General features: G+C 47.3%; 14 protein-coding genes and 1 pseudogene. 11 read left to right on the top strand and 4 right to left on the bottom strand.

Features of this window, described 5'->3' with window-relative positions; translation table 11 throughout:
• Positions 1-12 precede the first annotated feature (12 nt).
• Positions 13-1,854, top strand: coding sequence for an ABC transporter ATP-binding protein (locus UNITIG_RS07450; protein ID WP_101757814.1), 1,842 nt, complete (start codon positions 13-15; stop codon positions 1,852-1,854).
• 31 nt (positions 1,855-1,885) lie between these two features.
• On the opposite strand, the gene UNITIG_RS07445 is transcribed toward UNITIG_RS07450, so the two are convergent.
• The gene (locus UNITIG_RS07445; protein ID WP_101757813.1) at positions 1,886-2,650 is read right to left on the bottom strand and encodes a MerR family transcriptional regulator; all 765 of its coding nucleotides are present in this window, start codon (positions 2,648-2,650) and stop codon (positions 1,886-1,888) included.
• 168 nt (positions 2,651-2,818) lie between these two features.
• Here UNITIG_RS07445 and UNITIG_RS07440 point away from each other — a divergent pair, with 168 nt between their 5' ends.
• Together UNITIG_RS07440 and UNITIG_RS07435 are read left to right on the top strand one after the other, a co-directional pair.
• Positions 2,819-3,469, top strand: coding sequence for a hypothetical protein (locus tag UNITIG_RS07440; protein ID WP_101757812.1), 651 nt, complete (start codon positions 2,819-2,821; stop codon positions 3,467-3,469).
• A gap of 189 nt (positions 3,470-3,658) precedes the next feature.
• A complete protein-coding gene (locus tag UNITIG_RS07435) occupies positions 3,659-3,925 on the top strand; it encodes a hypothetical protein (protein ID WP_101757811.1) in 267 nt (88 codons plus the stop codon).
• 85 nt (positions 3,926-4,010) lie between these two features.
• Here the strand turns inward: UNITIG_RS07435 and UNITIG_RS07430 are convergent, their stop codons facing one another.
• The 3 genes and pseudogenes from UNITIG_RS07430 to gdhA all read right to left on the bottom strand — a co-directional run bounded on the left by UNITIG_RS07430 (position 4,011) and on the right by gdhA (position 8,030).
• Positions 4,011-4,910: a YdiY family protein gene (locus UNITIG_RS07430; RefSeq protein ID WP_101757810.1), complete on the bottom strand. Its 900-nt coding sequence runs from the start codon at positions 4,908-4,910 to the stop codon at positions 4,011-4,013.
• A 135-nt stretch (positions 4,911-5,045) separates the two neighbouring features.
• Complete coding sequence (locus UNITIG_RS07425; RefSeq protein ID WP_101757809.1) at positions 5,046-6,506, bottom strand: aldehyde dehydrogenase; 1,461 nt, start codon at positions 6,504-6,506, stop codon at positions 5,046-5,048.
• Positions 6,507-6,688: 182 nt separating this feature from the next.
• Positions 6,689-8,030: pseudogene (gene gdhA / locus UNITIG_RS07420) on the bottom strand (NADP-specific glutamate dehydrogenase).
• A gap of 419 nt (positions 8,031-8,449) precedes the next feature.
• Here gdhA and UNITIG_RS07415 point away from each other — a divergent pair.
• The 8 genes from UNITIG_RS07415 (at position 8,450) to UNITIG_RS07385 (ending at position 23,179) form a co-directional block, all read left to right on the top strand.
• The gene (locus UNITIG_RS07415; RefSeq protein WP_101757808.1) at positions 8,450-10,987 is read left to right on the top strand and encodes a cyclic nucleotide-binding domain-containing protein; all 2,538 of its coding nucleotides are present in this window, start codon (positions 8,450-8,452) and stop codon (positions 10,985-10,987) included.
• Between the two features lie 3 nt (positions 10,988-10,990).
• The gene (locus tag UNITIG_RS07410) at positions 10,991-11,884 is read left to right on the top strand and encodes a hypothetical protein (protein ID WP_101757807.1); all 894 of its coding nucleotides are present in this window, start codon (positions 10,991-10,993) and stop codon (positions 11,882-11,884) included.
• A 38-nt stretch (positions 11,885-11,922) separates the two neighbouring features.
• Positions 11,923-13,659 carry a cytochrome c3 family protein gene (locus UNITIG_RS07405; RefSeq protein ID WP_101757806.1) on the top strand — a complete coding sequence of 579 codons (1,737 nt, stop codon included), beginning with the start codon at positions 11,923-11,925 and terminating at the stop codon, positions 13,657-13,659.
• A 180-nt stretch (positions 13,660-13,839) separates the two neighbouring features.
• Entirely contained in the window at positions 13,840-15,927 is a 2,088-nt protein-coding gene (locus UNITIG_RS07400; RefSeq protein ID WP_101757805.1) for a heme-binding protein, read from the top strand.
• A gap of 9 nt (positions 15,928-15,936) precedes the next feature.
• Positions 15,937-17,790 carry a hypothetical protein gene (locus UNITIG_RS07395; protein WP_200821221.1) on the top strand — a complete coding sequence of 618 codons (1,854 nt, stop codon included), beginning with the start codon at positions 15,937-15,939 and terminating at the stop codon, positions 17,788-17,790.
• 127 nt (positions 17,791-17,917) lie between these two features.
• Positions 17,918-19,708: a hypothetical protein gene (locus UNITIG_RS23455; protein WP_200821220.1), complete on the top strand. Its 1,791-nt coding sequence runs from the start codon at positions 17,918-17,920 to the stop codon at positions 19,706-19,708.
• Entirely contained in the window at positions 19,678-21,696 is a 2,019-nt protein-coding gene (locus UNITIG_RS23450; RefSeq protein WP_200821219.1) for an LVIVD repeat-containing protein, read from the top strand. The genes UNITIG_RS23455 and UNITIG_RS23450 overlap by 31 nt, the downstream gene beginning before the upstream one ends.
• Before the next feature lie 172 nt (positions 21,697-21,868).
• On the top strand, positions 21,869-23,179 hold the full coding sequence (locus UNITIG_RS07385; RefSeq protein ID WP_101757804.1) for a cytochrome c family protein: 1,311 nt from the start codon (positions 21,869-21,871) through the stop codon (positions 23,177-23,179).
• The last annotated feature ends 1 nt before the right edge of the window (position 23,180 follow it).

Below are 23,180 nucleotides of genomic sequence, written 5' to 3'. Positions count from 1 at the left end.
GAAGAGAATGTAATGATGAGTAATATATCTACAGCAAATTCGGCAGTGCCTTTACCCCATTTTAGTAACTGGCAAATTATTCTGCGGCTGCTTACTTATATGACGCCGTTTAATACTATTATGGTGTCATCATTGGTGGCCCGTTTAATCCGTTGTTGCAGTCAAGCGGCCGTGTTGGGAATCGCCGCAGCCAGTATCGGTTTATATATCAATACTGCTGAACCGGGTGTGGTGAATTGGGATGTGATTTGGCAACAGGTACGCTGGTTGGCTTTTTTTGGCACTATTGTGGGCTTTGCTTCCTATATTGAAAATTACACCGGCCACTATGTGGCTTTCAGAATTTTGGCTGAATTTCGCGATAAGTTTTATTATGCCATGTTGCCGCTGGCACCGGCGCGTACGGCAAAATTGCAGTCAGGTGATGCGGTTAGCCGGGTAATGACCGATTGCGAGCGAATAGAGCCGTTCTATGCGCATACTATAGCGCCTGCAATTGCAGCGATTTTTGTGCCGTTATTTATTTTGATGTGGTGTTGGACCGTTGATCCAATTATCGTTTATGTGTTGACGCCGTTTTATGTTGCCAATACCGCTTTATTGCCTTGGTTGGTTTCAAAGTTGGGTGGTGATGGCGTTGCCTATCGTCAGCAGTTAGGTGAAGTGAATGGTTTTGTTGCTGACAGTATTCAAGGCGTGCGTGACACTGTTGCCTTTGGTTATGAAAACCAGCGCGCACAGGCGTTGTATGAACTGGGTGCGACGATGCAAAAAGGGCAGGATAAATTGTATGGTGCCGATGCTAATCAGCGGGGATTGGCAGAAGTATTTATTACTGTCGGTATTTTAGCAGCAGCATGGTGTGGTATTGAGTTAGCACTAGCCGGTGCGATTGATCCGCTGGTGGAATTACCTGCAGTGGTGGCTGTGTCGATTGTGGGGTTTTATTTGTCGGTAGGTTTGGCCAATAATTTTACTGATTATCGGGTGGCTATTATTGCCGCCAGGCGTTTATTTGCGATGATGGATGAAACGCCTGCAGTGGTAGATAGTGCTACTGCTTCGGTGCCTGGCCCGGTCGAATCGACGTTGCAATTTGATAATGTCAGTTTTGAATATGAAATGACCGATCAGCAATGGAGTCGTAACAAAAAAATATTCGATGGCTTTTCATTTGAGTTGCCGGCCGGTAAACATTTTGCTTTGGTTGGTCCTAGCGGCACTGGTAAATCAACAGTAGTTAATTTGCTGTTAAGACAGTGGGATCCACAGTCTGGCAGTATCAGTATTGGTGGTCATAAAAATACTGATTTTCCGTTGCGTGATTTACAGGATTTATTTGCTGTGGTATCCCAGCGCAGTTTTATCTTTAATGAAACGATTAGAGAAAATATTCGTATGGGGAATTATGACGCGAGTGATGAGGCAATTATCGCGGCGGCAAAGCAGGCAGGGTTGGCGGAATGGTTGGCCGGTACGCCGGATGGTTTGGATACCCAATGCGGCGAGCGCGGTAGCAAAATCTCGGGTGGTCAGCGTCAACGGGTGGCGATTGCTAGGGCCATTTTAAAAGATGCGCCTTTTGTCTTGCTGGACGAAGCTACGTCCAGTTTGGATGTGGAAACCGAGCAGAGTGTGATGCGGGCGCTGCGGGAATTATCCAAAGGGCGCACCACGCTAACTATCGCTCACCGTCTGGCAACTATTGTGGATAGTGATGAGATCCTGGTCATGTTAGAAGGAAAGATTGCCGAGCGCGGTAGCCACTTGGAATTGATGGCCTTGGGTGGCTGGTATTCGAAAATGTATAGCCTGCAGCAAGACGAAGTAGACGTTACTTTAACTGCCAGTTAACTGTTTGACGGCGATAAAACGATGGCGTTGCTTACGCTTGGTCTGACTCCAGAGCTAAAAATAGTTGGGCGTATAAAAACGCATTTTCGCCCTTGGCGCGAAATAAATAACCGCCATCAGCAGGGCTGACTTCCGGTTGTAAATGCGCTTCACAATCATGTTCGCCCGCAGCGATTTTTTCCAGCGCTTGTTTTACCGCTTTGCTGTTGTCTGAAAACTGGATGGAATACGTGTCATCATCCCGCCAGATATGTAAGTGCTTACCTCGCAGTTGTGAAAATACTGACTCCCATTCATCGGACGCTAAATTGCAATGCAAGCGAGCAACCAGTTTGCTTAATGAGGATTGGTTTTTTTCGTGGTGGTCGTGGCCGCAAACATTTTCTACCAATTGCCGGTAATGTTCTCCCACTTCAATGCCAGCACTGTTATCTACTTGTACCGTTAAATCGTCAAGAAACAGCTCCAGTTCATGTCGCAGCACCAACATTTCTGTGACCCGGCGTTCAATTTCAAGAAACCGCTGTTCTGCAATGTTGATTATTTCCTCGCCGTGGTGGCTATCATCTTTATTAACGCCGACGATCAATTTTATATCTTTCAAGGAAAACCCATAGCGTTGAGCGCTGCGGATAAACCTTAGTGTGCGCTCTGCTTCATTTGAATAAAGACGGTAGCCGGATTCTGTACGGCCACTGGGGACCAACAGCTTTTCCTTTTCGTAATATCGCAGCAGTGACGTAGCGACATTGCCGCGTTTAGCGAGTTCTCCAATTGTTAGCGCTTGTTTGGCCATGGTTACCCGAAGGAATGGAATGATTGTTAAGGCGGTTATCTGCCTATAGTGAGCAGAATCATACAATGTTTAAAGGTCGTCGTATCGTAATAATTTGTAAAAACAATAGTGGCTGGCACGATATTGATTTAGCATGTTTGACAAGCTAATCAATGAATAGATGGGTTTATGGCTAATTATGTTCTTGCCGCGTACGCGGTCATTATTATTGTTTTATTTATCTGGAGTTTTCGCTGGGGTGATAATGCCTCACCCAGATTGTGGCTATTGCGGTTGATGATGTTTGGCATGTGTTATGACAACGTCATGCAGGCCATTGGTAATTGGGCTATCGAGACCCAGTGGTATTTACCCATGAGTTATCCGCGTTGGGCTCTACATGTAATGGTGTTGCCTTTTTTGACTATGTTTGGTGTTTCTATTATGGCCTTGGCGGGTATTCGCTTAGGGACGAATAAGCTGCTGATTAACTTGGTTTGGGTGATTATTGCGCTATCGATCGTGTATGGCGTTTGGAGTGATGTAATAAATCAGCAGCTAATGGTAGTTGAACCGCTAGGGGTGACGAAATACACCAGTGCCCATAGTGCGCCGCCGTATCCCACCTTGTTTGCTAATGCTGCAGTTGTAGCCATGTCTATAGCTATCTGGCGGGTCAGCGGCTGGCCCTGGTTGTTTGCCGGCGCCTTGTTTATTTTTCTGGTGAACGGTTCGACCGCAGGTCAGGAGTGGAGCTTTCTCTCGGGTAATATGGCTGAAGTGGTATTTATGTTCGCGTTGCTGAATACCGAGCGGCACTTTTATCCGCGGCGGCTTTGATTAAGCCGATGCAGAGTTAATGGCATGGTAATGTTTTAGAGTGAGTTAACGGTATTTTTTCACAAGCTATTCTCCGACTATGGTGGTTGGCAAGGGGAGTGGTTACTATGCCTTATTAACTAAAGTTTTTAGTTACATCTGGTTGTACTGCGCGGCTGGATTAAGATAATTATAATTAGGGACTAGATCGTGGAAAATTCAAAAAAAATGCCGTTATGGGTTTCTCTGGGGTTATCAAATTTTACTAGCCGTAAAGGGCCGGTGTATTTGGCTATTGCGTGTTTAGTGTTTGCGCTAGGCTTTTTACCATTGCCATTGCTAACCAGTGATTGGAGCTGGATGGATGTGCTGGAATGGAGTGGGGTGATGTACCCGATGGCACTGTGGTACTGGTTGTGCGTGCGCTGGGTGGATAAACATTCTTCTTGGGAAATTATAGGGTCTACCATCGACTAGCTGGACAGCCCTGCCAAGAAAAGCACCTCGCTTAGGCCTATGCAAAGTGCTTTTTTTGATAATTGCGGATTTGTTCTAACCGCAGTTAAAAGGAGTAGCTGATAGTCACTGTCGTTTCGGTATCAGCATGATTCGTATCAACGGGAACTTCCTCACTGTATTTGATTGAGTAGGCGAGTTTTACCGAAAGCTGGCCAATCATTTGTATTCTTAGCGAAGTGACAGATTTGCTAATGGTATTTTCTTCGCCCGTTTCTATATTGATTGACTGATTAAATTCAGCGTTGTCAGTAAACCCCCATTTATACACTGAATATAATCGCAAAATGGTTTCATCCAGGTCTTCATCGGTTGAGTTTTCATCGACTTTGCTGATGCGATAACCCGGGCCGATTTCAGCATCCCAATGCATGGTGTCGTTATTAATGATGCGACGACCGTAACCTGCTGAAATTGTGGTTTGGTAATCAAACCCTGAAAAGCGATCATCGTCGTAGGAAATATAGCCGAAGGAGTAATCAAATTCGTTATATTGATAGGCAAGCCGATTAGCCAGAAAATATTTTTCCGCACTGCGTTCGCCATCTTTTTCTGTATTCAGGGAATCAAAAACAAGGTTGTAGCGCCACTGTTGTTTTTCTCTGGAGACATTGATACCGCTTTTGGAGGTTTTTTCTACGGTATTACCGGTGGCTTCAAAAAAACCCAGTTCGATATCACCGCTCCAGATTTTGGTGTCAGCCGTCGCAATATCGATCGCTGTTTGAGCGGCTGCGGTGGACTCAGGCTGGGCGCGGGTAATGTCATTCAATTCCTGAGTGAGTGCCTCTATTTGTTTGCTTAGTGCTTCAGCGCGTATTGCTGGGTCTGCTGTTGCAGATTCTGCATCGGCTGTGGAAGAGTCATTGTTTGATTGGGAATTTGCGGATGTAGCAAAAAATAATACGAAAATGAAGGCAAGCAAATGCCTGTACAAATTGTTCATTATGTTCTCTGGTTGGTTGTATCGAGGGGTGAAGCGGCCAGTAATTATTTTTTCACTGAGCCAAAAAGCGGCGCTAAATTAACATTTTTATCGACAAGCGGCTAGTCCAGCCGCTTGCTTATCTAACGATAAATATTAGCGGCCGCCCAGAGGGTCTTGTGGTGAGATACCGACTACGCGAGCGCCGGTAAAAAATTCTATCGATTGTGAGTGTCCCTCTTCACCGAGACCAGATAGCCCCCATGCAGAGCGTGGGGCGCTACCGCTTAAGCTGAGTAGGCTATAGCCGTTTATTTTGACACCACCCGTGCGCATTTCTCGAGCAAACGCAAACGCGCGTTGTTCGTTTTCACTGTAGACATAACCTGCCAGTCCAAAAGGTGTACCGTTGGCCAGTGCCAGTGCTTCAGCGTCAGTTGAAAAAGTATGTACCGCTGCAACGGGTCCGAAGACTTCTTCGATAGTATCTTCCGGTTTGCAATTGTCGATTAAGGTTGGTGCGATAAAATAACCATTCAACTGCGGCAATGGCGTTGAGGACAGTGCTACACCACCTTTGGCAACTAAATCATCGATGGCTTGCAAGTTAGCTTTGTATTGACCGTCATGCACCATCGGGCCCATTTCAGAGTCTTCGCTCAGCGAGTCACCAAGTCTTATGCGTGATAGTTTGTCGAGTACTGCGTCCAGCAATGCCTCTTTAATACTCTCATGGACTACCAGCCTGCCTAAGGCGCGGCACCATTGAGCGTTTAGGTTGGTCATGCCGAATACAATACCGGTCGCCGTCTTTTCGATATCGGCATCTTCAAAGGCAACCAGCGCATTGTTGCCGCCAAGCTCGAGTTGTGTAGGTTTGAAGTCATCGGCGCAGGCGCGTGCAATGGCGCGGCCCCCGGCGAGCCCGCCAGTAAAGGAGACTGATTTGATGCGCGGGTCTGCCACCATTGGGCTGCCAATAGTGCGGTTGCCCAAGGTGAGTTGAAAAGTGCCGGCGGGGAGGCCGGCACGGTGAATTGCTGCAGCCATCACAATTGCTGAATGGGGTGCCCACTCGGAGGGTTTCATAATAGCGGGCGCGCCGGCGGCGAGGGCGCTGGCAATTTTATGTGAGCCTATGGCAGTCGGTCCGTTCCAGGGAGAAATCAATAAGCTGGGGCCCCATGGGCGTTTGAAATACTCGACTTCGCCTTTGGGGCCAGGCACTTTGTGATCAAGGCCTCCCTCGCGGATAAATTGGGCTGCGCCGCGGAATACCATGGGCACGATGGCGGCCATTTTGCGGGTGGTGCGGATAATCGCACCAGTCGTAATGGAGTCGGCATAGCTGATGGTGTCGGCGACTTCAGGGTTGGCAAGTTCGTCCGCTATTTTATCGAGGATGTCAGCGCGTTCAGCTGCTGGTGTGTGTTCCCATTCACCGGATTTATAGGCCCGGTCAGCGGCGGATAACGCTTGTTCTACTTGCTCGGCATCGCAGGATAGCTGGGATTGTATCGGTTCGGCGGTATTGGCGTTGCAAAGTGAGTGGTGGCGGTCAACGGTGGGGGTGGAGGTACTGCCGTCGATGTAATTAATCAGTTCTGGAAGCTTCATGTTAGTTACGGTAACCCATTTTTAGCGCTGTATTTTGCCGCAGATTATAACTGATGCTAGTCGATAGAGGAATGTTTGTATTAAAGATATGTCTTTAGGTTTTATGGCAGCTGGAAGCGGGGTTCAGAGAAACTCTAGCGCAAACCCGGTTTGCGCTAGAGGGTTGAGAAAAGGCTGTTGGATCAGTTAACGCCGTAGGCGAGCATAGCGTCAGCGACTTTGATAAAGCCGGCAATGTTGGCGCCTTTAACATAGTTCATGTAGCCATTTTCCTCGCCGTGCTTGGCACATTGTGCGTGGATGCCAACCATGATGTTGCGAAGCTTTTCTTCCAGCTCAATTTCGCTCCATGACATGCGCATGCTGTTTTGAGACATTTCCAGTCCGGAAACTGCCACCCGCCGGCATTAGCCGCTTTGCCTGGACCGTACAGCAGCTTGGACGCTTGCAGGATCTTGATGGCTTCTACAGTGGTCGGCATATTGGCGCCTTCTGACACGGCTTTACAGCCATTGGCTACTAGTGCCTTGGCATCGTCTTCATCCAGTTCATTTTGGGTAGCACAGGGGAAGGCTAAATCACAGGGCACGTTCCAGGGGCGTTTATCGGCATGGAATTCACAGCCATATTTGTCTGCGTATTCAGAGATGCGACCGCGCTTAACCGTTTTCAGGTCAATGATGTAGGCCAGTTTCTCAGCATCAATGCCGTCTGGATCGTAGATATAGCCGGATGAGTCTGACAGGGTAACGACCTTGCCGCCCAGTTGGGTATTTTTTGTGTGCAATAGGTCGCCACATTACCTGAGCCCGATACCACGCAGGTTTTACCGGCGATAGAGTCACCGTGGTGTTTTAGCATTTCTTCCATGAAATAGGCGTTACCGTAGCCGGTGGCCTCGGTGCGAATCAGGCTGCCGCCAAACTGCAGACCTTTACCGGTAAGTACGCCAGTAAATTCGTTGGCCAGACGTTTGTATTGACCAAACATATAGCTGATTTCACGGGCGCCAACACCGATATCGCCTGCTGGTACGTCAGTATTAGGACCGATGTGACGGAATAGCTCCGTCATAAAAGCTTGGCAGAAGCGCATAACTTCAAGGTCGGATTTGCCTTTGGGGTTGAAGTCGGCGCCGCCTTTACCCGCACCCATCGGCAGAGTTGTTAGGCTATTTTTGAAAGTCTGCTCAAATCCCAGAAACTTCAAAATACTGAGATTGACTGAATGGTGAAAGCGCAGGCCGCCTTTATAGGGGCCGATAGAATTGTTGAACTGTACCCGGTAGCCGCGATTGACGCGGATATTGCCTTCATCATCTTCCCAGGTAACCCGGAAAATAATGGTGCGGTCAGGCTCGGTGATGCGCTCGATAATGCCCGCTTGCTGATATTTAGGGTTCTCAAGAATGAAGGGGATGATAGATTCGGCAACTTCATAAACCGCCTGATGAAACTCGGGTTCGTCAGGGTTGCGCTTGATTAAACCTTCCATAAAGTGGTCAAGTGATAAATCTTCGTACATAAAGCCCTCCAATGACTTGGTCAGAGATAATAATTATTGAGTTTTATAAATTGAGAGTGTGTGTTCCATGGTGTTGGTTAATGCTTTCAGAGCAAGTTTTCAGTGTAGACGAAATCGATAAAACTACAGAGTTATTATTGGTTGTGGCTAAGGGGTACCTTTTTTAGTGGTTGGCGGTTGCTGTCGCTGGGGTTTTATCGTTTAATGCTGTGACGAAAGGAGGGGCTGAAGTTGTAGCTCTACATCAATAAAAATTTAATCGAATTAGAAATTCTAAGCTTTGCAAGCCTTTGGAGGCTAGTTAAAGCTGATACAGCAGTTAGTAAAAAAGAATGGGATAAAGTGATTGCTGCGGGTTGAGACTCGTAGTTTGGTCATTTATTTAACATAAATGCTGTATTTCAACTTAGGGGACATAGATGTCTGACCGTTTTCATATAGCGGTTGTTGGCTCGGGCCCAGCGGGTTTGAGCGCTGCCGGTCGTGCTGCTTTTTATGATAAGCAGAAGCGTGATGCTGATCCTGCGCATAATTTTACCCATGTCTTACTAGAGTCATTCGACAAGCCTGCAAAAACCATCCAGCGTTATCAGAAAGGCAAGCACGTGATGGCTGCCCCTGATTTTCTTGATTTACGCAGTGATTTTGATTTCGCGGCGGGCAGTCGTGAAACTATTCTGGGCGGTTGGGAACAGCGTGTTGAAGATGCCGATGTCAATATTCGTTATGGCGCCGAAGTTACTAAAATCCAAGGACAAAAGGGTGATTTCTCCTTAACCTTGAAAGATGGTTCGGTGATATTGGCCGAGCATGTGATTTTGGCCATCGGGCTTGAAGGTAACCCTCGTAAATTGGGTGTGCCTGGTGAAGATTTACCGCTGGTGCAATACACGCTTGACGATCCTGCCGCGCACCAGGATGAGATGATTTTGGTGGTTGGTGCGGGTGATTCGGCGATTGAAAATGCGCTGGGTCTGGTCAAGCAAAATAAAGTGGCCATCATCAATCGTCGCGATGAATTTTCCCGGGCCAAAGAAGGCAATTTGAATGCGATTCTGGCAGCCAATGCTGACCCCAATGTCTCGCTAACCTGTTATTACAGTTCCTCGGTAAAAGAATTAACACAAACTGAAGCAGGATATGAAATCACCTTAAATACCGCTGAAGGTGAAGAGACTTTTGCGTGTGATCGGGTAATTGCGCGTTTGGGTGGGGTGCCTCCCCGTGGTTTTGTTGAGTCGATTGGAGTGGAATTCCCCAATAAAAAACCGGATGCCATTCCCGAGCTCAGTGGTAAATACGAATCGAATGTAGAAGGACTTTACATTATTGGTTCTCTGGCGGGTTACCCGCTCATCAAACAAGCGATGAACCAGGGTTACGACGTTGTCGAATATATTCTTGGTCATGAAATAAAACCTGCTGATCACCCCTTGCTGGAGTGGCAATTTAACTTATTACCTTATCTGAAAGATGTAGATGATTTGGTTAAGTTGTTCCAGCAGCGTATACCCATGTTTCGTGAAATGAATGCCCTGCAGTTCAGAGAGTTAGTCATTGAAAGCGCTATTCTGGTGAGTTACGAAGAAGGCCCGATGCTGCAGGATGTGCAGGCTAAGTCCAAAGCGTTAGAACAGGAATTGGCTCGTTTAAATCCCCGTGCGCGCTTCACCAAAATTATTCGCGCCGGCGATTTTATTTATCGTGATGGCGATTTTACCAATTCATTTTTTACCATTGTTGAAGGTGAAGTGCAGGTGGAAATGCCGGGTATTTCACGACCGATGGTGTATACCCGTGGTCAGTTTTTTGGTGAGGCCAGTTTGCTCTCGGGTCGTCCCCGTGAAGGTAATGCGATAGCGGGTAAAGATTGTATTATCGTTGAGACACCGCGTCGTACCATGGTCAAGTTGATGAACTCCAATGATGAGGTTCGCGATGGTATTGATCTCATTTTTATTGTGCGGGCCTTGCAAAAACATGTGGCGCCACAGTTGTCGGTTGCCAAGTTAAGCGAGTTTGCAGCCACTGCAGAATTACGCACTTTTAAGGCGGGTGAGGTGTTATTTACTCAAGGTGAGCGCGGTGAATCCCTGCATATTATTCGCCGTGGCTCGGTGACGCTATCGCGAGCTTCCAATAAAGAGCGGATCGTTGTCGCCCAGCAGCAATCGGGCATGATTGTCGGTGAGATGGCATTGATGGGTGATCCCATTCGACGTGAAACTGCTCGTGCCGCCGTGTTGACCGAGACGATAGAAGTTGATCGGCTGGCGTTTGCAAAACTCGTGCAAGCAGATACCTCGCGGATTGAATTTTTACAAACCAGTGCCAGTGAACGTGCTGTGACTCACACCACCATGGAGGCGCGCCCCGAAGTCGGTTCGGTGATGCAGTTTTTAATGGATGAGGGTTTGGGTGAGGCAACCAACTGTCTGGTTATTGCTGAAGACTTATGTGTGGGCTGTGATAACTGTGAGAAAGCCTGTGCAGAAACGCATAATGGTATTTCTCGCCTGGATAGAAAGTCCGGCGCCTCTTTTGCTGAAATACATATCCCCATTTCCTGCCGGCATTGTGAGCAGCCGCACTGCATGAAAGATTGCCCGCCGAATGCTATTCACCGTGCGTCTAGCGGTGAAGTATTTATCGGTGATAACTGCATTGGTTGCGGTAACTGTGAATCCAATTGTCCTTACGATGTTATTAAGCTGGCTTATGAAGCACCGAAAAAACCAGGCTTTTGGAATTGGATGTTATTTGGCAGTGGTAGTGGGCCCGGTGAAGAGTTGGGTTATACCCCTGCAGAAGAAGCAAAAAAGAAAGGTAAAAAAGCGGTTAAATGTGATGCTTGTATGAGTTTGCCAAGCGGCCCCGCCTGTGTAAATTCCTGTCCGACTGGTGCAGCAGCAAGAATCTCCCCCGAACAATTTATCGAACTGGTAGAAAAACGCTAACTCATGCATGAGACAATTTTAAAATATAAAGGCGCGCGCTATTTCTACATCACTGTGGTGATGTTGGTGATCTGTGCATTTATCTACGCGTCACAAGGGGGGCGTCAGCCAGCTAATGGTGGTACCTGGCAAGGCTATGTTCTGGGTACCTTAGGCGCAGTACTAATTTTTTGGCTGGCAGCGCTAGGAAAACGTAAACGTAATTACAGTTCGCGGCTTGGATCAATGCAGGGTTGGGCTTCGGCGCATGTATATCTTGGTACCAGCCTGTTAATCGTGGCGACGCTGCATTGTGCGGTGCAATTTGGTTACAACGTGCATACGTTGGCTTACGTATTAATGTGCTTGGTAATTTTCAGTGGCTTTGCTGGCGTTTATGTTTATATGCGTTACCCGCGCTTGAGTGCGCGTAACCGTGCCAATAGCTCCCGCGATGAATTATTTTCAGAGCTTGGCGAGCTTAATGATGGGGTGCGAAAGCTGGCTAGTTTATGTGACCCGCAAGTGCAAGCAGTGGTGGATAGCGCCATCGATCGTACCAATATTGGCGGTAGTATATTGGCCCAGTTATTGGCGGCCGATGGTTCGCAGATGTTAAAGCCAGCAGATGAAGATAGTCAGTCGATGGCAGCAACCCGGGTGAGTAATAAAGATCAACAATCCGTGGTTAATTTTATTGCTCAGCGTATTCCTCGCAGTCGCAAGCAGGAACAATCGGCAAATTTACAGGATTTGTTAACCATGATGTGTCGTCGACAGGCTTTGCTGCGAAAAATTCGCAAAGATGTACAGTTGCAAGGTTGGATGCAGATTTGGCTGTATGTTCATATTCCTTTGACTGTTGCCTTGTTAGTGGCATTGACAGTACACATTGTTTCAGTATTTTTTTACTGGTAAGCAGCGATTGAAATTGGCTAAAACTAAAGAATAAAAGTATGGATTTTTTATTACGCGAAGTAGGTGGCGATAAAGGCTTGGTGGTCTATCAGGATACCGAGTTGAATGCGGATGCGATTAGCATTGGTAGCGCGCCAGATCAGTTGATCCAGCTTCGTGGTGGCAGTATTCAGCGCGCGCAAGCCGAACTGAAAATGTCTGCAGGTCAATTAAGTGTTGCGGGTGTAGGAAAAAATACCGTTACCGTTAATGGCGAAAAGACCGCAAGTGCCGCATTAAAAGCTGGCGATATTATCGAGCTGGAATCGCATAAAATTAAAATCCTACCGGCACCTGCCGGGTTTGATGCGGCCTGTGAAGTGCAGGTAGATAGTGATCTGCAAAATCATGCATTGGAATCTGCATATGTCACCAGTTTGGCGCAAACTTCTCTGGGTAAGCGTGCGCCTTCTTATCTATTGAGCTTGTTGATCGTTTTAGCGGTGCTGGTGTGGCCGGTGTCAGCGTATTATTTGCGTGATAATCCGGTTGATGAAGTGAGTGGGCAGCAGCAATACGATAAAAAAAGTGCTGGCGATATTCTGTGGTCCAGTGGGCCGTTATTGCCAGCTCATCAGCTAGAGGTTGGTGATAACTGTTCGGCGTGCCATAAAGTCCCCTTCCAAACAGTACAGGATGAAGCGTGTGTTGATTGTCACCAGGATGAAGCAGATCATTTCGCCTATGAAAAAGTACAGCATGGCGGTGACTTAGGTGCGCTGCATATTGATCTGGGCGTGACGGAATGCCAAAGCTGCCACAAAGAGCATAATGAACCGGCGGCGATGGTGGTGACTGCAGATTCGCTCTGTGTTGATTGCCATGTAGAGCCGTTACAGTTGACCGCAGAGACTACCGGTACTGCTGCTGTTAGTGGTTTTGATGTCGGCACTCACCCGGATTTTAAATTGAATTTCTTGTTGCCGAAGGTGGTGGAGAAGGGAACGGGGATTGGCGTCAAGTGGTACAACCGTTTAGAAAGCCACAGCTCTGCGCAAAAAGACATGTCTAACTTAAAATTTCCGCATGATGTGCATTTGGATGTCGATAAAGTCCAAACCGCCGGTGCCGGTGCCGGAATGGTTTGTAGTGATTGCCATACGTTAAAATCAGATAACGAACATTTTGAAACCATTACTATGGAGCAGCACTGTTCCTCCTGTCACGATTTGAGCTTTGATGTGGCTGATCCTGACAGGCAATTACCTCACGGCAATCCCGCAACGGTGGTGCAAACTATCGAAGAACATTTTGTGCGAGTGTATGCCGACCCTGATTATAAGCCTGCAGGAGGTGATCGTAAGCGCCGTCGGCCAGGGCAGTCTGGTGGCGCAGAGCGCTGTGATGGTAAACCGTTTGATTGCGGTATCAAACGCGCGACGTCAGAAGCGGGCATACAATTTACCCAGCGTGGTTGTGTGACCTGTCATGAAGTGTCGGATAATCAATCGACAGATCTCTATGCGCGTTGGACTGTGTTGCCGGTTAAAATTAATCATGACTGGTATCAGCGCGCGTTGTTTGATCACGCTAGCCATTTAACCCAGCGTGGTAAATCAGAAAATCAAACGTGTTCCAGTTGTCACCAGGCAATGCAATCAACGACTAGCGGTGATGTACTGATACCCGCTATCGATAATTGCCAGAGTTGCCATGGGGATGCATCGATGCATGAAAAAGTAATAGTAGACTGTGTGTCTTGTCATGCCTTTCACCCGGCAGCCAAGTTGTTATAGATCAATCATTGGGCTGAGGGAGCTATCAGAGGTGTGGTAGTGGCGTTTTTAGTGAAGCCTTGACTGTAGTAGGCTGATTATTCACTATTTGCGCTGCCCTCAACAGTTTGACAGGATCAGACAGATACAAGTAACAGTCGTCAGTAACGCACTGGCGAATTTAGAACAGGAATCTAAATAATGAGCTTGCACAAATTCTTTTTGCTATTGCCTCTTGTTGCAGTGCTTGCCGCTTGCTCCGGTGGTGGTAGTTCAGTTGGGGATCAAACAGGTACTGCGGATGCGGCTGCGGGCTGTGATGGCTCTTGTGCTGACACGGCGACCAGTCTTTCCACTACTGATGTTGAAACCATTTTAGCGCAGGCTATTGCCGAAGCGCAGGCACAGGGCGTTGATGCGACGATTGCGGTATCGGATCGGGTGGGTAATATTTTGGCCGTCTACCGCATGGGGGATGCTGCCGATAGAACTGTATTATTGGCCACTGCTGTCGATGCTAATGGCGATGCCATTGTTGACAGTGGTCTTGAAGGTATTGCGTTACCTACCGCTGGCGTACCGCTGAATATCGATGATCAAGCGGCAATTGCCAAAGCCATTACCGGAGCTTACTTATCTTCTGAGGGCAATGCGTTCTCCAGTCGCAGTGCCAACCAAATAGTGCAGGAAAATTTTAACCCCGGGGAAGTGAATCAGCCTGCAGGACCATTATTCGGGGTGCAATTTAGTCAGTTGTCCTGTTCAGATTTTACCGTCGATGATGTCAATATTACACATGGCCCAAAGCGTTCTCCATTAGGTTTGTCAGCAGATCCAGGCGGTTTACCTTTGTATAAAAACGGTACCCCAGTGGGTGGTATTGGCGTTATGGCTGATGGTTTGTATTCTATCGATAAAATCATTTCTGATAGTGATCGCGATATAGATGAAATGATCGCCTTTGCGGGTACCTTTAATTATTCTGCGCCAGTTGATCGACGCGGAGACCGGATTACCGTGGATGGTAAAACCTTCCGTTTTAGTGATGTCGGTTTTGATGATTTAATGTCGGCCCCTGCTTCTGCAGCGGCGCTTAGCACTATTCCAGCAACAACCGGTGGTTTGCTGGCGGTCACCGGCTACAGCGATGGCACTGTTCGTGCTGGCGTGGCTTTTGGTCAGGCGGCTTCTGGTATTCGTGCGGATAACACGGGTTTTGCGGCAGATTTAGATGCGTTTATTTTTGTCGACGCGGCGAACAATAATCGTTATCCCGCAATTGCTGGTACGGATGGTTTGTTAACAGCTGTCGAAGTACAGGCGGTGTTAGAAGAGGCTTTAAAAGTTGCCAACCGCTCCAGAGCGCAAATTCGACGTCCGGTAGGTACACAAGCTCGTGTGACCATGACCGTAGTTGATACCGCGGGTGAAATTCTTGGCATGGTACGCACACGGGATGCGCCGGTTTTTGGTGCTGATGTTTCGGTACAAAAAGCGCGAACGGCTGCGTTCTTTAGCTCTGCTGGTGCTGCCAGCTTTTTGAATGCGCAACCTGACAGTATCTATTTTGATATCTCTGATGTTGATGGTGCCTTAACCAATTTCCTGAATGGTTCGCCAGATGCTTCTATACCAACACCATTAACTACTCGGGCTGCTATTGCCTTGGGCGATTATGTGACGGCGTTACAGGCTTTTATTCCTGATCCTAATGCCTTGACGGATGGCGCCTTTGCTTTTTCTGATCGTGCCGGCGGGAATTTGTCGCGGCCAAATTATCCCGATGGTTTGATGGGTCGGCCCCACGGTCCGTTCAGTAAGCCGGAGGGATCCTGGAGTGTGTTTTCTACCGGTTTGCAACTTGATACGGTGATGAACGGCATTATCCAGCATGTTTTAAATGTAGCATCCGCAGGTTTAATTACTGATGTGACTGATAACTGCACAGGGATTGCATTTGACCCGGAAACGCTGACATTTACCGCCAGTGGCACTACTAACAATATGGCTAACGGTAGCCAGATTTTTCCAGGCAGTGTACCTATTTATCGCGGCAATACCTTGATTGGTGCTATCGGGGTATCTGGTGATGGTATCGATCAGGATGACATGATCAGTTTTCTAGGTGTGCATAATGCTGGAGAGCGTTTGGCTGGGGCAATAAACAATGCGCCGCCATCCATTCGCGCCGACAACTTAACTCCCCAAGGCGTTCGTTTACGATTTATTCAGTGTCCACAGGCACCGTTTTTAGACAGCGATGAAGACAATGTGTGTGAAGGGAAATAGAGCGAAGCCATGATGAAAAAATTATCAATAATTACATCGGTGGTATTGGGTATGTGCGTGCAAGGGTTGAGTTTACCCGTTTATGCACAGGCTGATTGTGTAGATGCTGCCGAAGCCGATAGCCGCAGTGCCAAGCGCCGCCGTCCGGGAAAGGAAGTGGTTATTTGTGAGCCGGAAGCCGTTGCCGCTGAAAGCAAAACCGCAGATGGTCAGCAGCGTCGAAATAAAGAGGTGGCACCTTCAAGGCAAGGTAAACCTAATCCGGTGTCGCCTATCCCTCGTCCTACTATTGAGGACTATGTTGCCTCAGTGCCTATCCCTGACCGTTGGCGTATTGTTGATGCACTGGGCTATGAAGATAATTGGTACGACCCTTATCATCGCAATACTTTGAAAGGTGATAAGCCTGTGTACGGTGAGGATTGGTTTTTTAGTCTCAACGTTATTTCTGATTCCATCTATGAAAAACGCGAGTTACCTACCCCTGTAGGCGCGAGCTCTACTATAGCGCCTGGTCGTATTGATATATACGGCGATGAAGATCAGTTGATACTCAATCAAAACTTATTGATGGAATTTGTTTGGTATAAAGGTGATACCGTATTTCGTCCACCGGATTATGAATTTCGCTTAATCCCAGTGATCAATTACAACTACGTCGAGCTGGAAGAAGTACAGGGTATTAATGTTGATCCTGCCCGTGATGATACTCGGCATGACAGCCATATTGGTATTCAAGCGGCGTTTGTTGATGTGCATTTGCGCAATGTATCTGACCGTTATGATTTCGATAGTATCCGTGTTGGTATTCAACCCTTTAGTTCGGATTTCCGTGGGTTTTTATTCCAGGACAACCAATTTGGTATCCGTCTGTTTGGTAACCGTGACAATAATATTTTTCAATATAATTTGGCTTTATTTCAACGGATGGAAAAAGACACCAACAGCGGTCTGAATGATCAAGGCAAACCCTTCCGCGATGATTATGTGTTTGCAGCCAATTTATATTGGCAAGATTTATTTGTGAAAGGTTTTATGTCACAAGTGACTCTTATCCACAATAAAAATGAGGAGGAGGGTGAGTTCTTTTTCGATAATAATGGTTTTATTGCCAGACCTGCCTCGCTGGGGCGTGAAGTACCTCGTGGCTATGATGTGACTTATCTCGGCTATAACGGCGATGGTCACATCGGACGATTGAATCTGACTACATCGGCTTATTATGCGTTTGGCGAAACCGATCCCGGTGTATTTGTGGATGAGAAAGTTGATATTTCTGCGGCGTTTTTTGCTGCTGAACTATCGATGGACTTTGATTGGTTCCGTCCGCGTGTTTCCTTTCTTTACGGTAGTGGTGATGAAGATCCATACGATGATAAAGCGACTGGCTTTGATGCTATTTTTGAAAACCCGCAGTTTGCCGGTAGTGATACCAGTTTCTGGATTCGTCAAAATGTGCCACTAGTCGGTGGCGGTCGGGTAGCGCTATCTTCACGTAACGGTGTGTTGAACTCGATGCGGTCATCCAAAGAATTAGGGCAATCAAACTTCACTAACCCGGGGATTATTCTTGCCGGTGTTGGTTTTGATATGGATTTAACACCTGAATTACGTTTAAGCGGTAATTTTAATCAATTATATTTTGATGATACCGCGGTGCTGGAAGTGGCGCGTAATCAAGGCAGTATTGATAAGGAAATCGGTCAGGATTTATCTTTGTCGCTTATTTATCGACCTTGGATGACGCAAAATATTGTGGTGCGCGCCTCCTACGCCACGCTGTTACCGGGTGATGGTTACGACGACTTATTCGAAGATACTGATGCTGATTATTTTCTGTTTAACTTAGTGTTGGCCTATTAATAGGTTGGCACTGCTAAGTTATTGGATTTTTAAAACATCATTAAAGTGTTAGATCTATTGGGACTGTTGGCTGTTTGAACTGCACTTTTCAAATCAAGCTGAAATTTAATATTTGGACATTAAGACAATGACTGCGTCAATAAAACTTAAAGCACGTCTGGCTCACACGGTTAAATACACGCTGCGTTCACTTGCGCCAGTATTGGCGGTGTTGGTGGCCGTATTGTTGAGTACTACTCTTCAGGCTTCTTCAATGTATCACGCGGTAGAGCGTGACTATGTGAAGGCGCCTAATGCGCCGGCTTCGCAGTCGCAGGCGGAAATGGATAGTAAGAGCGATAGCTGTGTCAGTTGCCATACCAGTACTGATAGTAAAACCATGCATGTTAATCCAGGCATTAAGCTGGGTTGTACTGATTGTCATGGTGGTAATACTTCGGTATTCCGGCCTGAAGGTGCTGAGCAAGGTGAGGAAGCGTATCTAGCGGCAATGAGCGACGCGCACGTATTGCCAAGAATTCCCGATAAGTGGCCAACGCCGAGCAGTCGTAATCCTGAGCGGACTTATGCTTTGCTTAATCATGAAAGTCCTGAATTTATTCGTTTTATTAATCCATCTGATAACCGCATTGTGTCTGAAGCCTGTGGTGCATGTCACCAGTCAACGATAGAAGCGTCTATCCGTAGTTTGCATACTACTGGCGCTATGTTGTGGGGTGGTGCGTCTTATAACAATGGCATTTTACCGAACAAAAATTATTTTCTGGGTGAGTCTTATAATCGTGACGGTGAAGGCCAGTTGATTAAAGGGCCGGTGATCCCCGATGAATTAAAACAAGCAGCTGCGGATAAAGGTATTATCGAAGCGTTGTACCCTCTACCCGCTTGGGAGACGACTAAGCCAGGTGATATTTTCCGTGTTTTTGAGCGCGGCGGTCGCAACATTACTAACTTGTTTCCTGAGACCGGATTACCTAGTAATCTCGGGCAAATTCAGCGATTGGAAGAACCTGGTCGGCCTGATATCAAACAGTCAAATCGTGGTGAAGGAACAGGCGGTAGAATTTCGGTGCCGATTATTAACATCACCAAAACGCGGCTGAATGATCCTTTTACCTGGTTTATTGGCACCAATGACCAGCCTGGTGATTATCGCAACTCCGGCTGCGCTTCCTGTCACGTGGTTTATGCTAATGATCGTGATCCGCGTCACTCGGGTCCTTATGCCCAGTATGGCCATGACGGTAAATCAATTACGGTTGACCCAACTATTAGCAAGGACGAAAAAGGGCACCCCTTACAGCATACGTTTACTCGTGCAATTCCTACCAGCCAGTGCATGATTTGCCATATGCATCAGCCCAATATGTTTATGAATACCTTCCTGGGTTACACCATGTGGGATTATGAATCCGATGCGCCGCGGATGTGGCCGGAGAAACAGCAATACCCATCGCACGAAGAAACGTTAGATGTATTGGATCGCAACCCGGAAGGTGCAGCGCCACGAGGTAAGTGGGCTAGTGTAGATTTCCTTAAATCGGTCTGGGATAAAAATGATGAAATGGAAGATACCCAGTTCGCCGATTACCACGGCCATGGCTGGAACTTCCGCGCAATTTTCAAGCGTGACCGCAAAGGTAACTTGTTAGACGCTGAAGGTGAGAAAGTCGCTGATGAAGATCCTGATAAATTTAAAAAAGCCGTCCATATGTCATCGATTCACGTCGATGTGGGCATGCATTGTGTCGATTGTCACTTTGGTCAGGATAACCACGGTAACGGCCACATCTATGGTGAGGTGGCTTTAGCGGTAGAGATAGATTGTAAAGATTGTCATGGTACCTCCCAGGACTATCCTAATTTGTTTACTTCAGGCCCGCGGCATTGGAAGGTGGTGCAGATTTATCGCTGCTGAGAACCCCTGATGGTCGTCGTCGCTTTGAGTGGATTGGTGACAAATTATTCCAGCGTGCTTCGTTAGACCCTGAAAAAGAATGGCAGCTGAGTTTGGTAAAAGACAGTGTGACTCCAGGCCATAAAGAGTACAACGAGAAAGCCGCTCGAGCTAAATTAATGAGCAAGGATACTGACAAGCAAAATTGGGGTAAGGATGTACCGGCCGATCAGTTGGCGCACTCCAATGATGATATGGAGTGTTATACCTGCCACACTTCATGGACTACCAGTTGTGGCGGTTGTCACTTGCCGATAGAAGCTAACTGGAAAACTGAGCGGCATCACTATGAAGGCGGCGAAAGTCGAAATTTTGCGACCTATAATCCGCAGGTGGCGCGTGATCAAATCTTTATGTTGGGTCGTCGTGGCCCCGCTAAAGGTGGCAAGATTGCACCGACACGTTCAACCTCGGCGTTGGTATTGTCTTCGACTAACTCCAATCGCGAGAAAATTTATATCCAACAGCCGCCAATCGCATCCAGTGGTTTCAGCTCGCAGGCAATGAATCCGCATTTCCCGCATACGGTGCGTAAAACCGAAACCAAAACCTGTGAAGATTGCCACGTATCAAAATCGGATGATAACAATGCCATCATGGCGCAGTTATTAATGCACGGTACTAATTATATTAATTTCGTTGGCTATAACGCCTGGCTAGGTGGTGATGGTGAGATCTCGGCAGTACAGGTTACTGAGTGGGATGAGCCGCAAGCGGTCATAGGCAGTTATTTACACAAGTATGCCTATCCTGATTGGTATCAGCAGCATTTGGATAATTTAATGGCGCTGCAAAATGCGCATCAGCACTCAGCAGGTGTGGCTAATTGTTTGCAGCTGCGTGGTGAATATCTCTATGTAGCGGAAGGTGAAGACGGGATGCAGGTATACGATGTCGCCAGCATTGCCAATAAAGGTATTTCGCAGCGGATTATCACCGCACCTTTCAGTGCGCTGGGACACGATGCTCATATTGACTCCAAGAATGCGACCTGTGTTGCATTACCGTCTAATCAGCCGATTCGCCCTTCACAAAATGAAGGTGATTTAATGCGGATTGATAATCAGGAACAACCTTTCCACCCGATCTACAATTACGCGGTAATTATAGATGCAGAAGAAGGTTTGATTCTGGTTGATATTGACACATTCATGGATGGTGAGCCGCGCAATAACTTCATCGAGCGGGCCCTGACCTGGAATGAAGGCAATGTCTTACGCGGTGCGCGCCACGTGACTATTGGTGGTCATTATCTCTATATCACTACCGATGCCGGGGTAGCGATTATTGATATGGATAATCCGCTGGAGCCGAAAACGGTGTTTGTGGTGGCCATGGAGGATGCCCGGGCAACGGCTTTACAGTTCCGTTATTTGTTTGTGACTGATGCAGACGGTTTAAAAGTCATTGATGTCACGAATGTCAACGCGCCGAAGCTGCTGCCCAATAATACGATAGCGATCAACAATGCTTACAAAATGCATTTGGCACGGACTTACGCTTATGTTGCCGCCGGCGACGAAGGTGTGGTGATTGTAGATATTACCCAGCCTGCAGCGATGCAGGAGTACCAGCGGTTTAACGCCGGAGGTGCTCTGGAGGACAGCCGTGATGTGATAGTAGCGACAACTAACGCCTCGCTGATGGGGTATGTGGCAGATGGTAAGGGGGGGTTGAAGGTATTACAGCTGACCTCTCCTGAGAGTCAGCCTAAATTCTATGGTTTTAGTCCTGAGCCTAAACCGCAATTAATCGCGCAATACAAAACCGGCAAGGCGGCGCTGAGTTTATCGCGGCCATTAGAGCGTGACCGTGGCGTTGATGAGACAGGTGGGCAAATATCCGTATTTGGCCGCCGCGGATCAAGACCATTGAATAAAGAAGAAATGCAGCGGCTTTATTTGGGTAAAGACGGTAAGCCCTGGACAGTGGAGAATCAGCCTAAATAGCGCCAAATTATTTAACCTGTTCACTGTGCGGTGCTGATTTATTGCCTATACTTGCTCTGGTCTTTCAATCTTTACTGAAAGGCCAGTTTTTGTTTATGGGCTTGTGAAGACGGTGCGTAAATGATCATAACAATGAATAAAATTTACACGATTAAAATAATAGGTATTCGCCGTGTTCAATGCTAGCAGCTCCATCAAACGCCCATTATTTATCACAGCGGTGATCTCGTTATTGGTTTCCCCGCTGGTCTCCGCTTTGCCTCAATATGATGCGGATAAACACTTGGGTGTAGCCAGTTGTGCCAGTAGCGTCTGTCATGGCAAGAGTAAACCGGTTAAAGACGAAAATGTTATGCTCAATGAGTACCGGACCTGGTCAACTGAGGACCGGCATGCGCGTGCTTATCAGACCTTGTTATCGGATGAATCCAAGCGTATTGCTAAAAATCTGGGGTTGAAAAGTGCTCATACCGCTAAAATCTGCCTGGATTGTCATGCGGATAATGTCGCTAAAGATAAACGAGGTCCAAAATTTCAGATCAATGATGGGGTCGGCTGTGAAGCCTGCCATGGCGGCGGTGAACAGTGGATAGAGAGTCACACCGAAGAAGGGGTGACCCATCAACAAAATCTGGATAAGAATATGTTTGCTACCGAAGACGGGGTTGCCCGAGCTAAGTTGTGCTTATCTTGTCACTATGGAACCAAAGATAAATTAGCTAATCACAAGATTATGGGCGCTGGACATCCTCGCCTGACCTTTGAACTGGAAACCTTTACCGCCAACCAGCCTTCGCACTACCTCATCGATGCAGATTACCTGAAGCGTAAGGGTGAATTTAGTGGTTTCAGTATGTGGATTGTCGGTCAGCTTGAAACAACTAAATCCAGCTTGGATCTAATGGGTAAATATTTAATCAGTGATGATCATTTGGTTCCCGAGCTGTACTTTTATGATTGTCATGCCTGCCATCACCCAATGTCGGATATACGCTGGCAAGCGACCTCGGCTAAAGCGGGAATACCACCAGGTGTTATTCGCTTGAACGATGCAAATTTTTTGATGTTATTAGAGCTGACAAATGAAGTATTACCAAAGCAAAGCGGGAAGCTAAAAGCAGCAATTGTCGCCATGCACGCCGCGTCAGTTACGAATAAATCTGCACTGAAAAAGGCAGTGGCAGACCTGTCGGGAATAGTTACTGCTTTGGAAAAGCCGCTAACCGCTACTAAGTATACTGCTCAGCAAACCAGGTCGGTCAGAGCGCGATTGTTAAAGCAGGCAGCTGCTGGTGAATACCGTGATTTCTCAACAGCGGAGCAAGCCTTTTTAGCGATTGAAAGTATCACTATTGCACTGAAGCAAGATGGCCAGTTGGAAAAGCAGCTGGATTCTCTTTACGGTACGCTTGAAGACGAAGATCGCTTCAAGCCGCAGCAATTTAAATCGGTAGCAGCGACTGTAAAAGGCGCGTTTAACTGAG

It is taken from the genome of Oceanicoccus sp. KOV_DT_Chl (genome assembly GCF_900120175.1).
GTDB lineage: Bacteria > Pseudomonadota > Gammaproteobacteria > Pseudomonadales > Dasaniaceae > Oceanicoccus.
The sequence above is the reverse complement of the archived record's forward strand: the minus strand, read 5'-3'. Positions and strand labels throughout refer to the sequence as shown.